Raw genomic sequence first — 22,680 nt, 5'->3', positions numbered from 1 at the left:
GCTTACACCACAATGCTGATCAGCTTACCGGGAACGACGATGATCTTCTTCGGCGTCGACTCTACAAATTTTTGTACCGCTTCCGAGGCCATGGCCAGCGCTTCGATGGTGGCCTTGTCGGCATCCTTGGCGACCTTGATCGAGCCGCGCAGCTTGCCGTTCACCTGGATCATCATCTCGATCTCGGCCTGCTCCAACGCGGCCGGGTCGACCTGCGGCCACTGCGCATCGAGGATGTCGCCGTGCGCCTGCGCAAACCCGAGCTCCTGCCACAGCGCGTGCGTGATGTGCGGCGCGACCGGGTTCAGGACGCGCAGGAACATCGACAAGCCTTCGGTGAGCACGGCATCGGTCGCCGCGCCCGCTTCCAGCTTGCTGGACTCGAGCGTGTTGAGCATCTTCATGCAGGCCGACACCACCGTGTTGTACTGGATGCGCTTCAGATCGTAGTCGGCTTGCTGCAAAATCTTGTGCAGCTCGCGGCGCAGGGTTTTGTGCGCTTCCGTCGGGGTACCCGCTTCGGTGGCTGCCAACGCCGCCGTCACGTTGCCCGATTTGGCATACGCATACGCCCACACGCGGCGCAGGAAACGGCTGGCGCCTTCGACACCGGAATCGGACCACTCGAGCGTCTGCTCTGGTGGCGAGGCGAACATCGTGAACAGGCGCGCGGTATCGGCGCCATACTGGTCGATCTGCGCTTTCGGGTCGATGCCGTTGTTCTTCGACTTCGACATTTTTTCGGTGCCGCCGATATTCACCGGCTGGCCATCGGCTTTCAGCAGCGCTGCGTGCGGGCGGCCCTTGTCGTCCATGGCCAGGTCGACATCGGCCGGGTTGAACCAGCTCTTCTTGCCGGCGTCGTCTTCCCGATAATAGGTCTCGTTGAGAACCATGCCTTGCGTGAGCAGGTTGACGAAGGGCTCGTCGAATTTCACCAGGCCGAAGTCGCGCATCACCTTGGTCCAGAAGCGCGCGTACAGCAAGTGCATGACGGCGTGCTCGATGCCGCCGATGTACTGGTCCATCGGCATCCAGTAATCGTTGCGCGCATCGACCATGCCATCCTTCGCGCCGGGCGAGGTATAACGCATGTAATACCACGACGAATCGACGAAGGTGTCCATTGTGTCGGTCTCGCGCCGGGACGCGGCGCCGCAGATCGGGCAGGCGCAGGCCAGGAACGCTTCGTATTTATTCAGCGGGTTGCCGGTGCCGTCCGGGACGCAGTCTTCCGGCAGCACGACCGGCAGGTCTTTTTCAGGGACCGGCACGGCGCCGTGCTCCGGGCAGTGGATGATCGGGATCGGCGTGCCCCAGTAGCGCTGGCGCGAGATACCCCAGTCGCGCAGGCGGAACGTTACCTTCTTGTCGCCCAGCTGCATGCCAGCCAGGTCGCCAGAGACGGCGTTCACGGCAGCGATGTAATCGAGGCCGTCGAACTTGCCCGAGTTGATCATCAGGCCGGCTTCCTTATCGCCGTACCAGTCCTGCCAGGCTTCGAGCGAGAATTCCTTGCCTTCGATGGCGACCACCTGCTTGATCGGCAGGTGGTATTTTTTGGCGAAGCCGAAATCGCGTTCGTCATGCGCCGGCACGCCCATCACGGCGCCGTCGCCGTAGGTCATCAAGACGTAATTGCCGACCCAGACCGGCACCTGCTCACCCGTCAAAGGATGGGTAACGAACAGGCCGGTCGGCATGCCCTTCTTCTCCATCGTCGCCATGTCGGCTTCGATGACGCTGCCCAGTTTGCACTCGGCGATGAAGTCGACCAGGGCCGGATTGGTTTGCGCCGCCAGTTGCGCCAGCGGGTGCTCGGCGGCGACGGCGCAGAACGTCACGCCCATGATGGTGTCGGCGCGCGTGGTGAAGACGTACAGTTTGCCATCGCCCACCAACTCCCCTGCCGCGTTGGCGATCGTGTGCGGGAACGCGAAACGCACACCCACCGATTTGCCGATCCAGTTGGTCTGCATCACGCGCACGCGCTCCGGCCAGCCCGGTAATTTATTTTCGGCGTAGTCGAGCAATTCGTCGGCGTAATCGGTAATGCGCGCGTAGTACATCGGGATCTCGCGCTTTTCGATGAGCGCGCCCGAGCGCCAGCCACGACCGTCGACCACCTGCTCGTTGGCCAGCACGGTCTGATCGATCGGGTCCCAGTTCACGGTGCCGGTCTTCTGGTAGATGATGCCTTTTTCGAGCATTTTGAGGAACATCCACTGGTTCCACTTGTAATACTCGGGCGTGCAGGCCGTCATTTCGCGCGACCAGTCAATCGCCAGGCCCATCGATTCCATCTGCGTGCGCATGTGGGCGATGTTCGAGTATGTCCATTGCGCGGGCGGCACGTTGTTGGCCATGGCCGCGTTTTCCGCCGGCATGCCGAATGCATCCCAGCCCATTGGCATGAGGACGTTGTAGCCGTTCATGCGCAGGTAGCGGTACATCACGTCGTTGATCGTATAGTTGCGCACGTGGCCCATGTGCAGCTTGCCCGATGGGTAAGGCAGCATCGAGCAAGCGTAATACTTGCCCTTTGGGAAACGCGGGTCGTTTTCGACGGCTTTATACGCGTCGATGGCTTTCCAGTGGGCTTGGGCGGCCTGTTCGACGTCGGCGGGACTATATTTATCTAACATGGTGTTCTGCGGCCAAATGAGAGGTGGAACCGGACATTATACCGGCTGCCATCGGGATAAAAAAAAGCCCGGTACGAAGACCGGGCGGTAAATTACTTCAGGATCAGTTGCAGCGCCGGCTTTTCGCCGTAATCCTCGTAGCGCTCGTTCAGGCCGGCCACGCAATACGTCAATTCTTCGAGGACGTCGGGCGCCCTGGCTTGCAAGATGGCGGCGTCCAGCACCACGATCTGCAGCGCTTCGTTCGGGAACAATTTAAATTTGCTCATGCCGTCTTCATCGCGCAGGTAACTCATGCAGTCGATCCAGGCGTCCATGGTGCCCGCGTAGGTGTCCGGAAAACCGAATGCCTTCTTGCTTTCGGCGTGGAAGCTGGCCATGTCGATAATGACGGCGCCCTTGAGTTCAGCGATCGCCATCAGGCGCCCAGGTCCAGCACGTCCTGCATGTCGAACAGGCCCGTGGTTTTATCGGCCAGGAACTGCGCGGCGCGAATCGCGCCGTGCGCGTAGGTAACGCGGCTGCTCGATTTGTGGCTGATCTCGATGCGCTCGCCGGTGCCGGCAAACAGCACGGTGTGGTCGCCCACGATGTCGCCGCCACGGATGGTTGCAAAGCCGATCGTCGACGGGTCGCGCGCGCCGGTGACGCCTTCGCGGCCATACACGGCGCATTCTTTCAGGTCGCGCCCCAGCGCGTCGGCAATGACTTCGCCCATTTTCAGTGCGGTGCCCGATGGCGCATCGACCTTGTGGCGGTGGTGCGCCTCGATGATTTCGATGTCGTAGCCTTCGGACAGGCTTTTGGCCGCCATTTGCAGCAATTTGAGCGTCACGTTCACACCCACGCTCATGTTCGGCGCGAACACGATCGCGGTTTTTTCGGCGGCGGCGCGGATGGCTGCCTTGCCGGCGTCGTCAAACCCCGTGGTGCCGATCACCAGCTTAATGCCGTGTTCGGCGCAGTACGCCAGGTGTTCGAGGGTGCCTTCAGGGCGGGTGAAATCGATCAGGACATAGGCCCCGGCCAGGCCAGTGGCGAGGTCGGCGCTGATGATCACGCCGGCTGGCTGGCCGGCAAACGCGGCCGCATCCTGCCCAATGGCGTCGGAACCTGCGCGGTCGAGCGCGCCCGACAAGGTCACCTCCGGCGCGGCGGCAATCGCCTCCACCAGCATGCGACCCATGCGCCCGCTGGCGCCTGCTACTGCAATCTTCAACATCGTGCGTCTCTTATTTCTGTGGCAGGGTCGATTTCGGCGGCGCATCGGCCGGCGGCGCGATTTGCTCCTTGACCCGCGACGGGCCGGCGATGCGGGCGATGTACTCGCGCTCGCTCGGCAGGTTACCGCCGTCGAAGCGTTCCAGCTTGTCATCCTTGAAATACAGGGTGACGCGGCTGGTGGTCAGTTCGCCATTGCCGCGCGCCAGGTAAAACGGATAGTCCCAGCGGTCTTTGTGGAACACGTCCTGCAGCAGCGGGGTCCCGAGGATGAACATGATCTGTTCGCGGGTCTGGCCCACTTTGACCTGCTCGATCATTTCCTGCGAGACGAAGTTACCCTGCTGCACGTCCGGCCGATACGGTGTAAATACCCACAGAAATTTTTGCAGGTTGGTCACTTTAGTGGTCTGGGCGCCGGCGTTGGCCGTGGCGGCGCTTTTCTCGGCATCCCGCGCGATCGCATCCTGACTGGCGGCGGTCGCGAGAGGGCTGGTGTCACGCAATGCGGCGCAGCCCGACAGGGTCAGCGTGGCGACGGTCAGGCCGGCCACCAGGGCCGCGCGTGCGTGGAAACGAGGAGAAATCGACTGCTTGACGTGCATACATAACCTCAAAACGTGTGAGCCAGGGCCCCAAAACGCTATATCATAAAGCACTATTTCAATCTACGAGCAATAACATGAGTAACAATCCTACCGACCTGAAGGCCAGCGGCCTGAAAGCCACCCTGCCCCGCCTTAAAATCCTGGAAATTTTCCAGAACAGCGAGGTGCGCCACCTGACTGCTGAAGACGTCTATAAAATTTTGCTGACGGAGAATATGGACGTCGGCCTGGCCACCGTGTACCGCGTGCTGACCCAGTTCGAGCAGGCCGGGCTGCTGCACCGCAACCACTTTGAAACCGGCAAGGCGATTTTCGAACTCAATGCCGGCTCGCACCACGATCACCTGGTGTGCCTGGATTGCGGACGGGTGGAAGAGTTCTACGATGAAGAAATCGAATCGCGCCAGCACAAGATCGCCGCCGAACGTGGCTTTCATATTGCCGATCACGCGCTGGCGATTTACGGCAATTGCACCAAGGTGGCGTGCCCGCATCGCGGCTAGTCAGCTGCCTGAAATTCGGTTGCGTGTTATGGGTCCTCGCCTTCGCGAGGATGACGTTGGCTAGCTCGTACGCTAGTGGTTACTCAGTGCATTCGACAATAGCTTGGCCGTAATATCGACGATCGGAATCACCCGCTCGTACGCCATCCGGGTCGGCCCGATCACGCCCAGCGTGCCGACCACTTTGCCGTTGGCCGCATAGGGGGCGGTGACAATGCTCATCTCTTCCATCGGCACCAGGTTCGATTCGCCGCCGATAAATATCTGCACCCCGCCCGCCTTGCTGGACACGTCGAGCAACTGCATCAAGCCGGTTTTTTGCTCGAACATATCGAACATCTGGCGCAGCGAACTCATGTTGGACGACAAATCGGCCACCGACAGCAGGTTGCGCTCGCCCGAAATGATCATGGCGTCCGAGTCGTCGGTCATCGCTTCGCTGCCTGCTTCCACCGCGGCCTGCATCAGCCGGCCCATGTCGTCGCGCAACTGGCGCAATTCGCCGCTCAGGCGCAAGCGCACCTCATCGAACGACAGGCCGCCAAAATGCTGGTTCAGATAATTGGCCGACTGGATCAGCTGGCTCGGGGTGTAATCGACGTCGGTCAGCAGCAGCCGGTTTTGCACGTCGCCGCGCGGGTCGACGATGACCAATAAAATGCGCTTTTCGGACAAACGCAAAAATTCGATCTGCTGGAACACCGAGGTGCGCCGCGGGCTTTGCACCACGCCGGCAAACTTGGACAGCGACGACAGCATCTGGGCCGCATTCGCGATCATTTTTTGCGGCTGCAGCAGCGGCATGCGCATGCGCGCTTCCACCGAATGCTCGTCGAAATGCTGAACGGTCAACAAGGTGTCGACAAAGATGCGGTAGCCGCGCGGCGTCGGGATGCGCCCGGCCGAGGTGTGCGGGCTGGACACATAGCCGAGCTCTTCCAGGTCGGCCATGATGTTGCGGATGGTGGCCGGCGACAGGTCGAGCCCGGAGATTTTGGACAGCGCGCGCGAGCCGACCGGCTGCCCGTCGGCGATATAACGCTCGACCAGAGCTTTCAGCAGGGTTTGGGCACGGGTGTCGAGTTGCATGAATAGACTGGAAGGATGGATGCGCCCCTATTATGCACGCTGACCGCGCAGCCATTCCAGCAGTTCGGTAAAATCGCGGCAGATCGCATCCGGCACCACGCCATGCTCGAGATGGCGCGTGCTGCCGGTGCGGTTGAGCCACACGGCGCGCAAGCCGGCCCGCTGGGCGCCTTGCACATCGAGCAGGATATCGTCGCCCACGTAGACAGCATCCTGCGGCGCCACCCCCATCGCGGCACAGGCCGCCAAAAAAATGCCCGGATCCGGTTTGGCGCTGCCATGGGCGCCGGCCGATAGCGAAAACGAAAAATGCTGCGCCAGGCCGATCGTTTGCAGATCGGCATTGCCATTCGAAATGGAGCCGACCACTGCCAGCGCGCCGATTTCCTGCAAAGCCGGCAGCACGTCTTCATACAGCTCGATGGTATTGCGCGCCTTGTAATACACCTGCATCGCGTGCTCGACACCGCTGGCATCCTCGCCCGCCTCGGCGAAGGCGGCGTGCAGGCCGGCGCGGCGCAGGGCGCCAAAGTCGAGATGGAAATCGGGTTGCTCCTGCAACAGCGCCATGCGCGCGCTGCGCAGTGCTTCGATCGAAAAGCGCTGCGCGACGCCGGGCGCATGCTGCGCCAGCCAGGCTTGCACAAGTTCTTCGGCACGCGCAATGACGGGGCCGATCGGCCACAGGGTATCGTCGAGGTCGAACAAAACGGCGTGGGGTGTGGTCATGGAATGCAGCCTGAAAGCGGATAATCAACCATCGTAAAGGATTTACCTGGTCTTACATGAAGATACACGCGAATGGCGCTGCGGCTGGGCAAATGCACTAGAATGTCGGCACAAAGATTATTCAAGGGCGCGCTGCCTGTGACAGCGGGCCTTTCCCTGCTTGTTTTGGAGAAATTATGAAAAGTTCGATCCTGCGTACCGGCCTGGCGCTGGCATGTGCAGTGAGCCTGGCCTCCTGCGGCGGCGGCAATACTGGCACGCTGTACCTGGCTGGCAACTTCAGCGGTGTCACCCTCGATGGCCTGATCCTGCAAAACAATGGCGGCGCCGATCTGGCAATTGCGGGCGTATCACCGGGCGGTTCAGGCAGCTTCCAGTTCAAGGACCTGGTCCCGAGCGATTCGATCTACAACGTGACCGTCAAGGCCCGGCCAAGCAATACTGAAAAGTGCTCTGTGGCGAACGGTTCCGGCAATACCGGCTTGTACAGCGTCGGCTCGGTGGTGGTCACCTGCGTCATTTTCACCCACAAGCTGAGCGGCACGGTGACCGGACTCGGCAACGCCGGCGCCAACGCCACCGACAAGAAGCTGGTCCTGGTCAACGGCTCGAATCAGGTGACGGTCACACCGGCAGCAGATAGTGGCAACGTGACATTCTCCATGGCGCCGGTGTCGCAAGATTATCCATATGGCATCACTGTGCTCACGCAGCCAACCGGCAAGACCTGCACCGTCACCAAAGGGATCGACAAAATGGGCTTGGTCGATATCCTCCCTACGAATGCTGACGGGACCCCGAACGCGGCCGCCCCCGTGGTTACTTGCACGCCAGCCAGTGGCGCCTAACATTATTCACAAGGAATTCGCATGACTTTATTTACAGTGCGCACCGGCGCTGCACTTTTTCTGGCCGCCAGCCTCGCGGCTTGCGGCGGCGGCAGTGACAAAGCCAAGTTCCCGGTCTCCGGCACCGTCTCGGGCCTGTACTACGACAGCCTGACCCTGACCACCGGCTCGCAGACGCTCGAGATCAAGAAACCCGGCCTCGATTCGTCTGGCGTGGCCAATGTCGTGAACTACACCTTTCCGCAAATTCTCGAATATGGCGATGTGTACTTCGTCAAGCTCGTGAGCAACCCGGCGCATCAAAGCTGCTCGGTCCTCCAGACTGCGGCGGACAGCGCGGGCCATACCGCCTCGATCAATGTTAGTGTCACGTGCAGCATCAACGCCTACACGGTGAATGGCTATATCTCTGGCTTGAAGGGCGACGGCCTGACATTGATCAACGGCAGTTTGGATGGCACCCTGACGCCGACCAAGGCAACTGTCGACGCCAATGCAGCAACCGAGGCAGCGGCAGAGGCGGCCGCAGTCGCCGCCGGTGGCGCAGTCGGCTCTGGCGCAAAAACACCTTCGTTCAGCTTTGCGACTGCCGTCGGGTTCGACCAAGCCTATGGCGTAACGATCCTGGCCCAGCCAAAAGGTCAACACTGCACCGTCACCAATGGCGCCGGCTTGATGAAGGATGCTGCGGTCCTGAACATCGCGGTAAAGTGCGAGGATAATCCGGCCTGAGGATGAGATATAGGCGCAGCTTATATCTAATATTATGAAGATAAATTGGATTTATATGCTGTAGCGCAGCATACTGCATCTGTCTCCTCCAACTCTCCTCAGAAAAGAATTGGATTTCAAGCCCGCTCTCGAGTGGGCTTTTTTTTGTCCGCAATTCAGGCGGCGCGTGCCGCATTGGTATCGACCCAGGCCGCAAAGGCGTCGATGAAGCGCTTCAAAAATTGCCGGGTGCCGTCGTTGTTGAGCCTGCCGTCTTCGCCCAGCAGCTTGCCGGCGCCGCCGATGTAAGCTTCCGGCTGCTGCAACAACGGCATGTCCAGGAAAACCATCGACTGGCGCACATGGTGGTTGGCGCCAAAGCCGCCCGCGGCACCCGGCGAGACGCTGACGATCGCGGCCGGTTTGTGGGCCCAGACGCTGGCGCCGTATGGACGCGAACCAACGTCGAGGGCGTTCTTCAGTACACCCGGCACCGAACGGTTGTATTCGGGCGTAAAGAACAGCACGCCATCCATCGGCGCGATGCGTTCGCGCATGCGGGTCCACGCCGGTGGCGCAATCACGCCATGTCCTTCGAGGTCCTCGTTAAACAGGTCCAGGCCGCCGATCTCGACGATTTCCAGGGACAGCGACGGCGGCGCAAGTGCCATGACTTCGTGGGCGAACAGGCGATTCAACGAATCCTTGCGCAGGCTGCCGATAATGACGGCAATCTTTTTAGGCAGCATGACATTCCTTTCTATGAGTTCAAGATGCAGTGCCGCGCGCTGCGCAGCACTGCAGGCCGGCGTCAGACTTTCGCTGCGCCATTGACGACCAGGTGATGGCCAGAGACCCACGCGGCATCGTCGCTGGCGAGGAAAATCACGGCCCCTTCCACGTCGGCAACCGAGCCGAGGCGTCCGAACGGCGACAATTGCGCCAGGGCCTGGTAGTCGCTTTCCTGCAGCTTGGCGATGACACCGGCGTCACGCAGCGGGCCGGGCACGACGCCGTTGACCGTGATGTTGCGCTTGCCCAGTTCCTGCGCCAGGCATTCGACGTACAACCGGCCTGCCGCCTTGCTGCCGGCGTAGGCAGTGAAGCCGGCGTTCGGCACAATCGTGGTGGTCGACGAAATGACGATGATGCGCCCGCCGTCAGTCACGTGCCGCGCACTTTCGCGCAGGGTGTAGAAGGTGCCGAAGACGTTGGTCTTGGTGACCTTCTCGAACATCGCGTTGTCGATCTCGGTGATCGGCGTATCGATCAGCTCCATGCCGGCGTTCGCCACCACGATGTCGATGCGTCCGAACCGGGCCAGTACTGCGGCAAACATCGCATTGACGGCTTCCGGATCGCTGACGTCGCCACCGACGGCCATTGCCTGGGCACCTTCGGCGACGAGCGCCTCCACGTTGGCGGCAGCGGCAGCCGCGTCGCTGTTATAGGTCAGCGCGACGGCAGCACCTTCCTTGGCAAAGCGGCGCGCCAGGCGCAAACCGAGTCCGCGCGAAGCGCCCGTGATGAGAACAACCTTGTTGGTCATGCGCATGATCATGCTCCTTCGACGTTGCGTGCGGTGGAAACGGCGTTGTCTTGCCACTGGACCAGTTCCTGCTCGATGTTGGCCATTTTGCGGCGCATGCCGCCCATTGCATCGCCGCCCAGGGCTGCATGCACGGGCGGATGGTCCGCTTCCATCAGGTGGATGATCGCCAGCGCCCCCTTCTCGGGAACATTCGGCTGCTTGCCTTGCAGGCCGCCAATGGCGCCGCGGAATTTACCGGCCGGCGTGCCTTCGTAGTCGTCGATTTTATTGGCGGCGTACGCCAGCGAGCGGCCCGCAAACTGCGTCTCGAAGACCCCGATGGTCAGGACCGTTGCAAAGATGCCGAACGAGGCCAGTTCACCGGCCAGCGCTTCACCCAGGATGCCGGTCGCGCCCTTGGCGGCAGCGTACACGCCCATGCCGGGGTAGCCGATGAAGCCGCCGATGGCCGAAAACTGGATGATGTGGCCGGAGCGCTGTTTGCGCATGGCCGGGGTAACCGCGCGGATGATGTTCAGGCCGCCAAAAAAATTCAGGTCGAACACACGTCGCGCTTCCGCATCCGACATCTCTTCCACCGCGCCAACCGTGCCGGCGCCGGCGCAGTTGGCGACAATGTCGATGTGGCCGAAGCGGGCCAGCACCTGGGCCACGCCGGCTTGCACCGCCGCGTCGTCCGTCACATCTGCCAGCACGCCCATGCCCTGCGTTGGGTGCTTGCTGTTATAAATATCGACTTCTGCCTGCTTGCGGAAAGTGGCGGCAACCAGTGCGCCTTTTTCCAGCAACTGGTGAACCAGCTCATGTCCCAAACCTGACGAGGCGCCGGTAACGAGAACGACTTTGCCATTTACTGATTTCATATTTGCTCCAGGGTTTTGATTTGATTCCACCGGGTGGCGGTACCGAGACCCAATAGTAAGTTTTCAATGTCCGGCCAACAAGCCGGTTTTGCCGGATGCACCGTCTCACCCATTGGATCATTAAGGCGGCAATTGTCCAGTCGACTGGACGCAGCTTCCCGGCATGCTGCATTGCGCCCGCATCGCTTAATAATTACGATGCGCTACCGCCGGCAGAACCGATCGGCACACATTGAGAGAGAACTGATATGAAACCATTGAATACGTCAAATCACCCCACGCCAGCGGTCATGGTCCTTGGCCGTCTCATGATTGCCACGCTGTTCCTGGTGAGCGCCGCCGCCAAGGTGATGGCGCCCGGCGCCACGATCGAATTCATCGCATCGACCGGCCTGCCATTCGCCATACTGGGTTTCCTGATCGCCGTGGCGGTCGAAGTTGGCGGCGGCCTGCTGCTGGCATGCGGTATACAGACGCGCAGCGTTGCCATCGCTTTGGCCGTTTTTTCGGTGGCGACCGGCCTGGTATTTCATCACGATCTGGAAAATCAAATGCAGCTGATGGAATTGCTGAAAAATATCGCCATCGCCGGCGGATTGCTGCATATCGCCGCAATCGAGGAGCCCGCTGGCGGCATTCAACGTGCCACACACGGAAAACGCTGGAAACTATAAAAAATCCAGCTGCGGTGAATAATCACTTATGCGGCTCGAATATGTTTGACGACGTACATATACATTAATTCTGGACGGCAGCGACGTTACCCTTCAAACTCGCGAATTGTATTCGACAGATTGGATAGTGCGTGAGCCGGCTTGATTTAAATGATTTTTTTATCTTTGTAAATGTCGTCGATCGGGGTGGATTTACTGCCGCTGGTAATAACCTCGGCATGCCCAAATCAACGCTCAGCCACCGCATGCAACAGCTGGAAGCCGAACTGGGCGTCCGTTTGCTGAGCCGCACCTCACGCCGCTTCGGCATGACAGAAGCGGGCGAAGAATTTTACCGGCACGCCGTGGCCACGTTGCGCGAGGCTGAACTGGCCGAAATGTCGGTGCGGCACCGCCTGTCGGAACCGGTCGGGACGATCCGCTGTACCGCCGGCATAGCCACCATGCACTTCGCCATGTCGGGGATGATTGCTGACTTCATGCGCCTGTACCCCAAAGTCAATGTCATCGCCCACGCGGCCGACCGCACCGTCGACATCGTCGGCGAGAACTATGACGTGGCGATCCGCGCGCACGGCGCGGCCCTGCCCGATTCCGACCTGGTGCAGCGCACCCTGGCGCCGGCTCCCTGGTGCCTGTTTGCCGGCAGCGCCTATGTCGCCGAGCACGGCGCGCCGGCCACGCCAGCCGAGCTGAACGACCATCCCTCGATTTTCTTCGCGCGCGCCAACGCCCCGCTGCACTGGCGCCTGCGCCATACAACGCTGTTGACCGAAGAAGTCGCCGTCCCGCTTGCGCCCCGCCTGCAAAGCGACGACATGCGCAGCCTGCAGCAAGCCGCCATCAACGGACTGGGCATCGTCGCCTTGCCGAGCTATATCGCGAAGGCCGCCGTCGATCGGAGCGAATTGCAGCGCATTTTGCCCGAATGGATCGCCGGCGACGCCATGATCACGGCGCTGGTGCCGTCGCGCAAAGGCTTGCTGCCGTCAGTGCGCGTGTTCCTCGACCATCTCGCTGCGGAATTTCCAAAAATCGTCTTGCTGTAATTCATTGTCCCATTCTCTGACCGGCGTAACGCTGCGCGCGCAGCGCCGGTCAGGGTAGTCCAGTGTCACGAAGCGCTTCTGCCCAAGCGCGCCGACGTCGTCCCTCCCTCCTTGCTCCGCCTCACCCCGTTCTGGCGGCGCGAGCATTGCTTCGCAGCGTCCATCTGACCGGACGCAGGTTCCGGAAAACCCATCTTGCTGGGGGGTATGCCCCTCTCTACCATGGTGTTGCTTCGCCCTGGCGGAGACAGTAGCGCTTCGGCACAAGGCGGCCCCCCCAGCGATACCCGCGCTGATTCCAGGCGCCTCACCTTTCTCTTAAATCATGCTGCAACTTCCTGTGAAGGCTGCCGGCATTCGCTCGTCCCGGTACATCGGACAGGCTGTTTGGACATCATCGCATGCGGCTATTTTTGCTACGCTTTTCCAAATTTTTCAGTTTCTCAACGGGTCGTGCCCGCAAGGACGGCGTCCTCGGCCGGACCGACGTTGCCCCGTCCGCGCTCACCCTCGCGGCGGCGCAGCCCTGGCGCTACTGTTCCGACATCGATGGGCTGCGCGCACTGGCCGTCTGCGCGGTACTGATTTTCCATGCTTTCCCCAAGGCGCTTCCTGGCGGTTTCGCTGGCGTAGACATCTTTTTTGTGATTTCCGGATTCCTCATTACCGCCATCCTGGCCAGGGATGCTGCCCACGGCGGGGTAAGCCTCGCACGCTTTTATTCCAGGCGCGCACGCCGGATCTTCCCGTCACTGGCGCTGGTGCTGGCCGCTACCCACGGACTTGGGTGGTTTGTCATGCATGCCGCAGAGTTCAAACAATTAGGCAAGCACATCTGGGCGGGAGCGGCTTTCGTCTCCAACTGGGTGGCGTGGAATGAAGCAGGGTATTTCGACCGGGACGCCGCCAGCAAACCCCTGCTGCACCTGTGGTCGCTCGCGATCGAGGAGCAGTTTTATCTGGTATGGCCGCTCGTGCTCACGCTGGCCCTGCGCTGGCGCCGGGCCGCCGTCACGCTCTGCGCCGCCATGCTCGTGCTATCGTTCGGCGCGAATGTCTGGCTGGTGCGCGAGCATGCCGCCGCCACGTTCTTTTTACCGGCCACCCGCTTTTGGGAATTGCTTGCCGGCGCCATGCTGGCGCTCGCTCCCGCCGCCCGACCGACACCGGGGCGCAACGCCGATACGCTATCGATTGCAGGACTGGCGCTGTGCTTCCTGTCATTTTTGCTGCTGCGCCCGGAATTCGCGTTTCCCGGCTGGTGGGCACTGCTGCCTGTGCTGGGGGCCTGCGCCGTGCTTGCGGCGGGTCCGCAAAGCTGGGCCGGCCGCACGCTGCTGGCGCATCCGCTGGCGGTGTGGGTGGGAGGGATCAGCTACCCGCTCTACCTGTGGCATTGGCCTCTGCTGTCGTTGACCGTCATCGTTGCCGGAGCGCAGCCTGTTCCGGCCTGGGTGCGCTGCGCTATTCTCGGCGCCAGCGTCCTGCTTGCCTGGCTGACCACGACCGCCATCGAAGCGCGCTTTCGATTCGGGCCGCCGCGCATGGCCAGGCTGGTGGTGCCATGCCTGGCCTTGCTGTCGATCGGCTTCGTGGGCAGCCGGGTCTACGAACGGGACGGTTTCAGCTTCCGCAGGGGTTCCGATGCCCATGCTGACGTGGCGACGGCCAGCCTGGGCCAGGGAAGGGAATTTGTACGCCAGGAATGTGCTGTTGTCAGCCAAACCCATCCCGGTTTGTGCGCGACCGATCTGCGCACGCCGCCGCATTTCGCCGTGTGGGGCGACAGCAAGGCCGAAGCGCTGTTCTGGGGCCTGGTGCGCCGTTCGGCGCCCAACCAGGGCTGGATGCTGTTAGGCCAGCGCGGTTGTGCGCCGATGAGCGGCGTGGAACGAACCAGCGCCTTTTTGCGCGATCGCCCGCAGGACTGTGCACAGGCAAACCGGGCGATCTTGCAGGCATTGATTTCTGAGCGCTCTATCCACACCGTCTTACTCGCCTTCACGGATCGCGACATGATCGGGCCGCGTTTTGCCTACAGTTCCCCGCGCGAAAACATGGATCCGACTGCAGATGACAAGGTTCTGGTTCTTGCAGGCGTCGAGCAAGCCGTCACCGCCCTCGAACAGGCCGGCAAGCTAGTCGGCGTAGTACTCGACAATCCGCGCTTGCCTGATCCGGAACGTTGCATGGACCGCGCCGTGCTGGCGTGGCCGGGTGTGCGCACGGCGCTCGCGCTGGGCACCAGGAGCAGTGCCCCCCGCTGTGATTTGCCCTATGCGGATTACTTGAAGCAGCGCCAGGCCCTCGATCAATTGATCATGCAGATCAAACACCGCCACCCCCAGATGATAGTGTATGACCCAGGCCCGGTGCTGTGCGATCAGTCGACCCGGCGCTGCCCGATGACGATGGATGGAAAATACCTGTACAGCTACGGCGATCACGTCTCGGACTTCGCCAATGGGCGCATGGCCGATGCGTTGCTGCCGTTGTTGCCGGATTAAACGCCTGGCATGGCGCGCGATCATGCGCTCCGGCACCCGGTCCGCAACGTCCATGACGCCAGACACAGGTTCCGGGAAACCCATCTTGCCGGGCCCTGCACCCCTCCATACCATGCAACGCATGCCGTTCATTCCGACCGGCTACCCGCACGCTGCCACCCGCACATTGAAAGGATCACCATGAAATCGTTCACCTTCCCACGCCTTGCTGCACAGGCCCTGGCGGCCGCCCTGCTGCTGCCACTGGCCGGCTTTGCCCAGCAGGCACGCCCGTTGCCCGACTTCGTGCCGGTACTGCCGGCGATCAAGGCGAAAGCGCTCGACATTCCGGCGAAAGGCTACCTGGTCAAGCAGGTCAAGCAGGACGTGTATGTTGTCACCGACGGCGCTTACCAGTCCGTCTTCGTCACCACCGGCAAGGGCGTGGTGCTGTTCGACGCGCCGCCCACCTTCGCCGACAAGCTGCCGGAGGCGGTGGCCGAGGTGACGCGTGAACCCATCGTCGAACTGGTCTACTCGCATACCCACCTGGACCACATCTCCGGCGCCCAGTCGCTGAACAAGAAAATCAAGGGCCTGCGCATCCTGGCCGAGGAAGGCGCGGCCAGTTTGCTGCGCGAAAAACGCGACCCGCGCCGGCCGGTACCGACGCAGACGTTCCGCGACCACTACCAGCTCAACCTGGGCACGCTGCATGCGGAACTCAAACGCAGCGACTGGCATTCCCCGCACGGCGACCTGTTCATCTACCTCCCGCAGCGCAAGTTCCTGATGGCGGTCGACACGGTTGTGGCGGGCCACGTGCCGTTCCTGGACTTCGACCTCACCACCAATATGCACAGCTATCTGAAGGTGTTCGATGAAGTGCTGGCGTACGACTTCGACGTGCTGGTGGCCGGCCACCTGACCTACCTTGCCGGCCGTGCCGACGTGGAAGACACCAAGGAATACGCTTACGACGTCTACCACACGATCAAGCGCATCCACGACGGCAGCGACCAGATGGCCATCGCGACGCACGCGGCGGAAAAATATACCTGGGATAACAAGTTCGCACTGTACCGCACCGTACTCGACGGCATGATCGACAGTTGCACGACCGAGGTCCGCGGACGCTGGATCAACCGCCTGGCCGCGGTCGACGTGTTCGGTGAAAGCCACTGCCGCGCCGCCCTGATCTACGCCCGCTGGGACGACTAATTCCGACCAGGAGCATACCGCATGAAAGCATACGTCATTGAAACTGCCGGCGGCCCGGAAGTGCTGCAACTGCGCGAGATCGACGCGCGGCGCCCGAATGCCGACGAGGTGCGTATCCGCGTACGCGCCTTCGGCCTGAACCGCGCCGAACTCTACCGCCGCAGCGGCAGGATGGGCCCGATCACCGGCCAGGTCGTGCCCGGCATCGAGGCGGTCGGCGAGGTGCTGGAAGACCCGTCCGGTACCTTCCACGCCGGCCAGCGCGTCGCCACGGCAACCGGCGGCATGCAGGTGAACCGCCCCGGCAGTTACGCCGAGGAGGTCACCGTGTTGCGCAGCAATGTTGTCGACCTGGACGGCACCACGCTGGGTTGGGAAGAACTGGCGAGCTTGCCCCTGAGCTATCTGACGGTGTGGGGCGCGCTGGGCCGCCTGATCGACACGGCACCCAAGCTGACCGTGCTGGTGCGCGGCGCTTCGGCCGCCGTCGGCCAGGCTGCCGTGGCCTACGCCAAGGCGCGCGGCCAGACGGTGCTTGCCACCACGCGTTCGCTGGAGAACACGGCGCGGCTGAAGGCGATCGGCGCCGACGCCGTCATCATCGACAGCGGCAGCGTGGCCGAACAGGTGCGCGCTGCCGCGCCGCAGGGGGTCGATGTGGCGCTCGACGTGGTCGGCGCCGGCACCGTGCTCGACACCGCCAGGTCCGTCAGCGCATTCGGCACGACGGTCGTGATCGGCCTGATGAGCGGCATGCCGGTATTGGAACAGCTGGACCTGGCCCGGGACCTGCCCAATGCCGTGCGCCTGGCGTTTTTCAGCAGCAGCATGCTCGGAAGCGCCGCCCTGCCGTTGGACGGCGCGCCGTTGCGATGGATGGCCGACCGCCAGGCCAGCGGCGCCACCGCATCGCTGCGCGTGCAAACCTTCGCTTTCGGCGATGTGCCGCGCGCGCACCGCCTGATGGAAAGCAACGGCGCCCAGGGCAAGCTGGTCGTCCTGATGTAAAACCGTCGTGATTTCTGACCTGGACCAGCAAACCTGCCGGTTCAGGTCACGCATCGCGCCAGGCACAATCGTGCCCACGCCAGCTGAACCAGTTGCATATCCCACATCAAATCCACCGTCTAACGATCCTGAAGCGACCGGACCCGCGACACGCCGGTTGAGCACGTGAGGGTGGATACGCACGATCTTCCTGCGGTCAATTCATCGTCCAGTTAGCTGGACACAGCGTTGCCGATTCGACGGCTTCTCACTGGACGCGGCCCGGCTTATATTCCATCCATGACAACAGGCGGATGGAGCGAACAAATGGGCAAGCAGGCAACAGGCGAACAAGGCGACATTCTTCCCACCCGCTTTGGGGCGGTGGTGGCGGGCGTCCCCCGCACGATCGGCACCGGCTTCACCTCGCTGCGCTTTGGCGGGCCGATGTTCGAGCGCGATACCGATCCCATTTTGATGCTGGACCATTTCGTGATGACCGGGGCCACATTCGCGCCCCATCTGCACCAGCGGATCACGACGATTACCGCCCTGTTCGAGGATTCGCTGGGCAGTTTCCACAATCGCGATACGGTCGGTGGCAGCGTGGTCCTGGAGCCAGGCGATCTGTACCGGTTGGCCGCCGGCAGCGGCGCCGTGCACGAACAACGGCCTGGCGAAGGCGCCCGTATCCACGCGCTGCAGATCTTCGTCAAGCTTCCCTGCGCGCTGCACCACAATCCGCCGCAGGCATCGCATGTCCGCCGCGCCGACGTGGCGCTGCTGGAGGGCGCCGGCTACCGCTTGCGCGCCGTGCTGGGAGCAGAAGGCGGCGCCGGGATGGAACGCACCGCAGACGAGATGGCGCTGTTCGACGGCGTCATCCATCCCGGTGGCAGGTTCACGCACCACCTGCCGTGCGATCGCAAGGCCTGGCTGTACGTCATCTCAGGACAGCTCGAGCTGCAGGTCGCCGATAGCGTGTGCGTGCTGGCGGCGGGCCAGATGACGACCGTCGGCGCAGGCGCGGCCACCCGCATCGCCGTGCGCGCGGCCGCAGCCTGCCATTTCATCCTGATCACGGCGGAGCCGGTCCCTGTACCAGGCGGACTTCACGCAACGCTGCGTGCAGCCAGGCCTGCGCCCGTCCAAACCGTCCCAGACCGTCAACCCGCTATCGAGGAATCGACATGAACCACGCACCTGCCCGCAGCCGCCTGCTGTTCAACCCATTGTTTCGGGCTGTCTGGATCGGCATCATCGCGTCGAACCTGGCATCGGCCATGGCGCAACCGCTGCCGCTGGCCGCCGTCAAGATGTCGACCAGTCTGCCGATGTGCCTGCTCGCGCTGCTGTCGGTGGTGGTATCGCTGTACGTGCACCGGCACGGCCACCGTCAGTTTGCATTCAAAAAAATGGGGTCTGGAACCTTTGCGGTCAGCATTTTGACCTTCCTCGGCTTCGTCGGCCCCTGGGTCATGCTGTGCACCGCAGTCATCCTGGGCTTGTGCGCGGCGATTGCCATGCTCTCGCTGCAGCCGGTATTACTGGAGATATTCAGCAAGATCGCCCTGCCCGGCACCGTGGGCATGCACCTGGCCCGCACCGCAGGCAATCTGGCCAGCGGCGTCGTCGCCACGCTGATGGGACCGGCCGCCATCTTCATCCTCAGCGCGGTGTCACTCTGCGCGATCTTCATCGCAGGCAAAAAAGACCGCTTGCGCGGGTATGGCACAGCGCTTTCATCGGCGCGCTAAGCACCATCAATGCATTCACCAGGGAGTCCATCATGCAAAACGAAACACATCACCTGGCCACGTTGGCACGGCCACCAGAAGCACCCACGCGCACCGTGCACTTGCGTACCGAAGGCAGTGGACACGGCGGCATTACGCGACTGGTCAGTCCCGGCGATATCGGCGAGCTGATCAAGCCATTCATTTTTGTCGACCGCTTTCAACTCGATTCCCGCCACGGCAAGATGCCGATGCACCCGCACTCCGGCATCGCCACGGTCACGGCCATCCTGGACGGCACCTTCGCCTACCGCGAGTCAACCGGCGCCCATGGCGAACTGACCACTGGCGGGGTGGAATTCATGAGCGCCGGCGGCGGCGTGTGGCACCAGGGCATGGCGGCCGACGGCGCCAAGGTGCTCGGCTTCCAGCTGTGGCTGGCTTTGCCGCCCGAAGACGAAAATGCCCCCGCCCGCAGCCAGTACCTGGCGCCGGCCGACGTGCCCCACGCCGGCCCCGCACGGGTACTGCTCGGCAGGTACGGCGACGCCGTCAGCCCGATCCAGCCGCGCGCCTCGCTCACTTACCTGCACGTGGTGCTGGCCGACGGCGAGCGCTGGCGCTACCTGCCGCCATCTGGCCATACCGTGGCGTGGGTGGGCATTGCCAGCGGCGTCCTGCACACCGGCAAAGCTGCGCTGTCCCTCGAAGTGGCGGTCTTCGCAGAAGGAGAACAAGCGATTGAATTCGTCGCCGAAGGGCGCACCGAGTTCGTGCTCGGGTCGGCGGTCAAGCATCCGCATGCACTGATCTCCGGCGACTATTCGGTCCACACCAGCGCCGCAGCGCTGCGCCAGGGCGAGCGCGAAATCGTGCGCCTGCACAGCGCCATGCGGGACGCCGCTGCGGCCTGACCTCCTGCTGCAGGTACTTTCCACATCAGCACACGCGCCTGCGTTAACCCGACTGCCGCAATGTCCATTTCACCGGACGCAGGTTCCTGCCATGCCATCTTGCTGGACGATGCGGCCCTCCCTAACATGCGTTCCATGCCGCTCATCCCGACCGGCAACCTGTTCCGGAGTATCCATGAATCTGACGATCACACGACGCGGCATCCTGACCCTGGGCACCCAGGCCGCCCTGGCGGCAATGGCCGGCGGCGCCAGCAGTATGGCCGCCGGCGCCGCGCGCGCCCAGGCCCAGCCAACCAACGGCGCGCGCGCCGGCAAGCACTACGACGTGGTGATTGCCGGGGGCGGCTCGGCCGGCGCCGTGCTTGCCACACGCCTCAGCGCCGACGGCCAGCGCCAGGTGCTGTTGCTCGACGCGGGTCCCGATTACGCGCCCGGCGCCTATCCGGCCGCGCTGACCAACGCCAACCTGGTGGCCGGCTCGCCGGAGCACGACTGGCACTATCACAGCCAGGACGCCGCCCGCCTCGGCCATGACATCGGCATCCCGCGCGGTCGCGTAATCGGCGGCAGTTCGGCCGTGAACGCCGCCGTCGCGATGCGCGCCCGCCCCGCCGATTTTGCACGCTGGTCCAGGCGCGGTATCGAAGGTTGGGAGTGGCCAGAGGTACTGGCCGCCTACCGTGCCATGGAAAACACGCCGACCGGTGACGATGCCTGGCACGGCCGCAGCGGCCCGTTTCCGGTGCGCCAGCGTAGCGCGCAAGAAAACACCCCGTCGATGCGTGCCTTCGTCAGCGCGGCAGAATCGGCCGGCCTGCCCCACGTGGCCGACTTCAATGGCGCCCACCAGCATGGCGTCGGCCCCTACCCGCTCAACGTCATCGATGGCGTACGCATCAATACCGGCATGGCCTACCTGACCGCTGCCGTGCGGGCCCGCCCGAATCTCACCATCCGCGGCAACGCGGAGGTGGACCGCGTGCTGATCGAGAAGGGGCGCGCCGTTGGCGTGCGCCTGGTCGGCGACGACATCGTGCGCGCAGGGGAAGTGATCCTGTCGTCCGGCACCATCGGCAGCCCCGCCATCCTGATGCGCTCCGGCGTCGGTCCACAGGGCCACCTCGGCGAGCTGGGGATTGACGTAATGGCCGACCTGCCGGTGGGCGAGCGCCTGCAGGAACACCCGTTTTTCTTCAACGTGTATGCACTGAAAGCCTCGGCAGTGGCGATGACGCCGGCTGCCGGCGCCATCGTCTGGACGCGCTCCCGCCGCGCCGCCCCTGGCGACCTGGACCTGCACATCTCCGGCACCCACCTGATCGACCCGAAAGCCAGCCCGACCGGCGGCGCAATCGTGCTCGCCTGTGCCGTGACACTGCCCAAGTCGAACGGCAGTTTGCGCCTGGCCAGCCGCGACCCGCGCGCCGCGCCGCAGATCCGATATAACTTCTTCCAGCAGGAAGACGACCTGGACCGCATGGTCGAAGCGGTCGAGCTGTCGCGCCGGATCGGCCGCAGCGCGCCGTTTGCCGATCTGGTCGACCACGAAATGGCGCCCGGCGCCACCGTGCTCGAGGGCCAGGCCCTGCGCCAGAATATCGTCGCCAACGTCGCCGGCTACCAACACCCGACCTCGACCGTGCCAATGGGCGCCGCCGACGACAGGGCTGCCGTGGTCGATGCCTGGGGCGCGGTGCGCGGCATTGCGGCACTACGCGTTGTCGACGCGTCCATCCTGCCCGACATTCCTTCGGTGGCGACCAATCTCACCACCATCATGCTGGCCGAGCGCATCAGCGCCCATCTGGCGCGCTGACACCTTACCGCACATGCCATGACCACTTCCGCGCTTCGCACACCAGGCCGTTTTATCTTCAAACGCAACGCCGTCGCTTACCGCGTCGGGCGCTTGAAAAACAGCCTGTACAAACAATTGACCAGTAACCAGTTGCCGCTGTTTTTTCGCGCCGGCGACAGCATCACCGTACAGCCTGTCGTGAATGGCGTCTACGAGCCCGAAATCAAGGCGCTAATCGAGCATTATGCCGCCACCGGCCACGCCGACTTCCTGCTCGATATCGGCGCCAATATCGGCCTGACCTCGTGCCAGTCTGGGCGCCATTTCAAGGAACTGCACCTGTACGAACCGAACCCCGATTGCTACAACGTGTTGAAGGTCAACGCGAACATTCTCCTCACCGGCCACAACTACCATATTCACGAATACGGCCTGGGCGAGGAGGACAGCGTGCTGCGCTTCTGCATTCCCAACAATAATTGGGGCGGCGCCTTCGTGATGAGCGAAGGCAATGCGTATTCGGCACAAACCCAGGCCGAGAAAGATGGCCACGCATCGTTCGACCACACCAACTATCGTGTCACCAGCGTCGCGATCCGTTCAGCGCGAGACACCCTCGGCGCCTTGTTCGGCGACCTGGCCCGGCGCGGCCTGAGCGCCGGTGTCATCAAGATCGACGTCGAAGGCTACGAGTTGACCGTGCTGGAAGCCATCGCCAGGACCTTGCCGCCGGAAATGAAAGCGGTGGTCATTTTCGAAAACTGGAGCCTTGAACTCCATTTTTCCACGGTTCTGGATGCCTTGGCGGGGCGGGCCAGGTTGATGAACATGGTGACGCTCAAGCACCCGCTGCGCTGGCTGCCGCGCTGGATCAATACCCTGTATCTCCTCGCGCGGGGCCACATCGAGACGGTGCTGGTACCGAGTGAGGAGAAAGCCCATATCGGTGGCCTCGTCATGGAAATCGACGCGGCCTGACGCCAGGCAAGCGCCGTTGCCGATCCATTGCTGGCATGATGCCAGTCATACCAACAATGAGGAGG

Annotated in this window: 22 protein-coding genes; 13 read left to right on the top strand and 9 right to left on the bottom strand. The window is 62.8% G+C overall.

Features of this window, described 5'->3' with window-relative positions:
• Positions 1-2: 2 nt before the first annotated feature.
• The 4 genes from leuS to V6M87_RS10785 all read right to left on the bottom strand — a co-directional run bounded on the left by leuS (position 3) and on the right by V6M87_RS10785 (position 4,471).
• The gene (leuS, locus tag V6M87_RS10800) at positions 3-2,645 is read right to left on the bottom strand and encodes a leucine--tRNA ligase (protein WP_332876624.1); all 2,643 of its coding nucleotides are present in this window, start codon (positions 2,643-2,645) and stop codon (positions 3-5) included.
• A 92-nt stretch (positions 2,646-2,737) separates the two neighbouring features.
• On the bottom strand, positions 2,738-3,064 hold the full coding sequence (locus V6M87_RS10795) for a barstar family protein (protein ID WP_332876623.1): 327 nt from the start codon (positions 3,062-3,064) through the stop codon (positions 2,738-2,740).
• Positions 3,064-3,867 carry a 4-hydroxy-tetrahydrodipicolinate reductase gene (gene dapB / locus V6M87_RS10790; RefSeq protein WP_332876622.1) on the bottom strand — a complete coding sequence of 268 codons (804 nt, stop codon included), beginning with the start codon at positions 3,865-3,867 and terminating at the stop codon, positions 3,064-3,066. Before dapB ends, V6M87_RS10795 begins: the two co-directional genes overlap by 1 nt.
• Positions 3,868-3,877: 10 nt before the next feature.
• Positions 3,878-4,471, bottom strand: a complete 594-nt coding sequence (locus tag V6M87_RS10785; protein WP_332876621.1) for an outer membrane protein assembly factor BamE — start codon at positions 4,469-4,471, stop codon at positions 3,878-3,880.
• Between the two features lie 77 nt (positions 4,472-4,548).
• Here V6M87_RS10785 and fur point away from each other — a divergent pair, with 77 nt between their 5' ends.
• Positions 4,549-4,977 (top strand): ferric iron uptake transcriptional regulator, encoded by a 429-nt coding sequence (gene fur / locus V6M87_RS10780; RefSeq protein ID WP_332876620.1) that lies wholly within the window; start codon positions 4,549-4,551, stop codon positions 4,975-4,977.
• Positions 4,978-5,049: 72 nt separating this feature from the next.
• Here the strand turns inward: fur and hrcA are convergent, their stop codons facing one another.
• Both hrcA and V6M87_RS10770 read right to left on the bottom strand, forming a co-directional pair.
• A complete protein-coding gene (gene hrcA, locus V6M87_RS10775) occupies positions 5,050-6,066 on the bottom strand; it encodes a heat-inducible transcriptional repressor HrcA (protein WP_332876619.1) in 1,017 nt (338 codons plus the stop codon).
• 30 nt (positions 6,067-6,096) lie between these two features.
• Positions 6,097-6,795, bottom strand: a complete 699-nt coding sequence (locus V6M87_RS10770) for an HAD family hydrolase (RefSeq protein ID WP_332876618.1) — start codon at positions 6,793-6,795, stop codon at positions 6,097-6,099.
• Positions 6,796-6,971: 176 nt separating this feature from the next.
• Between V6M87_RS10770 and V6M87_RS10765 the strand changes: the two genes are divergently transcribed.
• A complete protein-coding gene (locus tag V6M87_RS10765; protein ID WP_332876617.1) occupies positions 6,972-7,643 on the top strand; it encodes a hypothetical protein in 672 nt (223 codons plus the stop codon).
• Between the two features lie 21 nt (positions 7,644-7,664).
• On the top strand, positions 7,665-8,375 hold the full coding sequence (locus V6M87_RS10760) for a hypothetical protein (protein ID WP_332876616.1): 711 nt from the start codon (positions 7,665-7,667) through the stop codon (positions 8,373-8,375).
• Positions 8,376-8,530: 155 nt separating this feature from the next.
• Here the strand turns inward: V6M87_RS10760 and V6M87_RS10755 are convergent, their stop codons facing one another.
• The 3 genes from V6M87_RS10755 to V6M87_RS10745 all read right to left on the bottom strand — a co-directional run bounded on the left by V6M87_RS10755 (position 8,531) and on the right by V6M87_RS10745 (position 10,769).
• Positions 8,531-9,103, bottom strand: a complete 573-nt coding sequence (locus V6M87_RS10755; RefSeq protein ID WP_332876615.1) for an NADPH-dependent FMN reductase — start codon at positions 9,101-9,103, stop codon at positions 8,531-8,533.
• A gap of 62 nt (positions 9,104-9,165) precedes the next feature.
• The gene (locus V6M87_RS10750) at positions 9,166-9,909 is read right to left on the bottom strand and encodes an SDR family NAD(P)-dependent oxidoreductase (protein ID WP_332876614.1); all 744 of its coding nucleotides are present in this window, start codon (positions 9,907-9,909) and stop codon (positions 9,166-9,168) included.
• Between the two features lie 2 nt (positions 9,910-9,911).
• Entirely contained in the window at positions 9,912-10,769 is an 858-nt protein-coding gene (locus tag V6M87_RS10745) for an SDR family NAD(P)-dependent oxidoreductase (RefSeq protein WP_332876613.1), read from the bottom strand.
• Between the two features lie 248 nt (positions 10,770-11,017).
• On the opposite strand from V6M87_RS10745, the gene V6M87_RS10740 reads away from it, so the two are divergent.
• From V6M87_RS10740 to V6M87_RS10695, 10 genes are all read left to right on the top strand, one after another.
• The gene (locus tag V6M87_RS10740; RefSeq protein ID WP_332876612.1) at positions 11,018-11,443 is read left to right on the top strand and encodes a DoxX family protein; all 426 of its coding nucleotides are present in this window, start codon (positions 11,018-11,020) and stop codon (positions 11,441-11,443) included.
• Positions 11,444-11,574: 131 nt separating this feature from the next.
• Positions 11,575-12,492 carry a LysR substrate-binding domain-containing protein gene (locus V6M87_RS10735; protein ID WP_332876611.1) on the top strand — a complete coding sequence of 306 codons (918 nt, stop codon included), beginning with the start codon at positions 11,575-11,577 and terminating at the stop codon, positions 12,490-12,492.
• 401 nt (positions 12,493-12,893) lie between these two features.
• Positions 12,894-14,999, top strand: coding sequence for an acyltransferase family protein (locus V6M87_RS10730; RefSeq protein ID WP_332876610.1), 2,106 nt, complete (start codon positions 12,894-12,896; stop codon positions 14,997-14,999).
• A 180-nt stretch (positions 15,000-15,179) separates the two neighbouring features.
• Positions 15,180-16,199, top strand: coding sequence for an MBL fold metallo-hydrolase (locus tag V6M87_RS10725; protein WP_332876609.1), 1,020 nt, complete (start codon positions 15,180-15,182; stop codon positions 16,197-16,199).
• Positions 16,200-16,220: 21 nt separating this feature from the next.
• Positions 16,221-17,207 (top strand): zinc-binding dehydrogenase, encoded by a 987-nt coding sequence (locus V6M87_RS10720; protein ID WP_332876608.1) that lies wholly within the window; start codon positions 16,221-16,223, stop codon positions 17,205-17,207.
• Between the two features lie 279 nt (positions 17,208-17,486).
• On the top strand, positions 17,487-18,380 hold the full coding sequence (locus tag V6M87_RS10715; RefSeq protein WP_332876607.1) for a pirin family protein: 894 nt from the start codon (positions 17,487-17,489) through the stop codon (positions 18,378-18,380).
• Entirely contained in the window at positions 18,377-18,943 is a 567-nt protein-coding gene (locus V6M87_RS10710) for an MFS transporter (RefSeq protein WP_332876606.1), read from the top strand. The genes V6M87_RS10715 and V6M87_RS10710 overlap by 4 nt, the downstream gene beginning before the upstream one ends.
• A 32-nt stretch (positions 18,944-18,975) precedes the next feature.
• Positions 18,976-19,836 carry a pirin family protein gene (locus V6M87_RS10705; protein ID WP_332876605.1) on the top strand — a complete coding sequence of 287 codons (861 nt, stop codon included), beginning with the start codon at positions 18,976-18,978 and terminating at the stop codon, positions 19,834-19,836.
• A gap of 259 nt (positions 19,837-20,095) precedes the next feature.
• Positions 20,096-21,655, top strand: a complete 1,560-nt coding sequence (locus V6M87_RS10700) for a GMC family oxidoreductase (RefSeq protein WP_442920577.1) — start codon at positions 20,096-20,098, stop codon at positions 21,653-21,655.
• Positions 21,656-21,673: 18 nt separating this feature from the next.
• Positions 21,674-22,615, top strand: a complete 942-nt coding sequence (locus tag V6M87_RS10695) for an FkbM family methyltransferase (RefSeq protein ID WP_332876603.1) — start codon at positions 21,674-21,676, stop codon at positions 22,613-22,615.
• Positions 22,616-22,680: the final 65 nt, after the last annotated feature.

The organism is Massilia sp. S19_KUP03_FR1 (assembly GCF_036688685.1).
Classification (GTDB): Bacteria; Pseudomonadota; Gammaproteobacteria; order Burkholderiales; family Burkholderiaceae_D; genus JALYUM01.
Note: the sequence above shows the minus strand (reverse complement) of the source record. Positions and strands in the feature narration are given on the sequence as shown.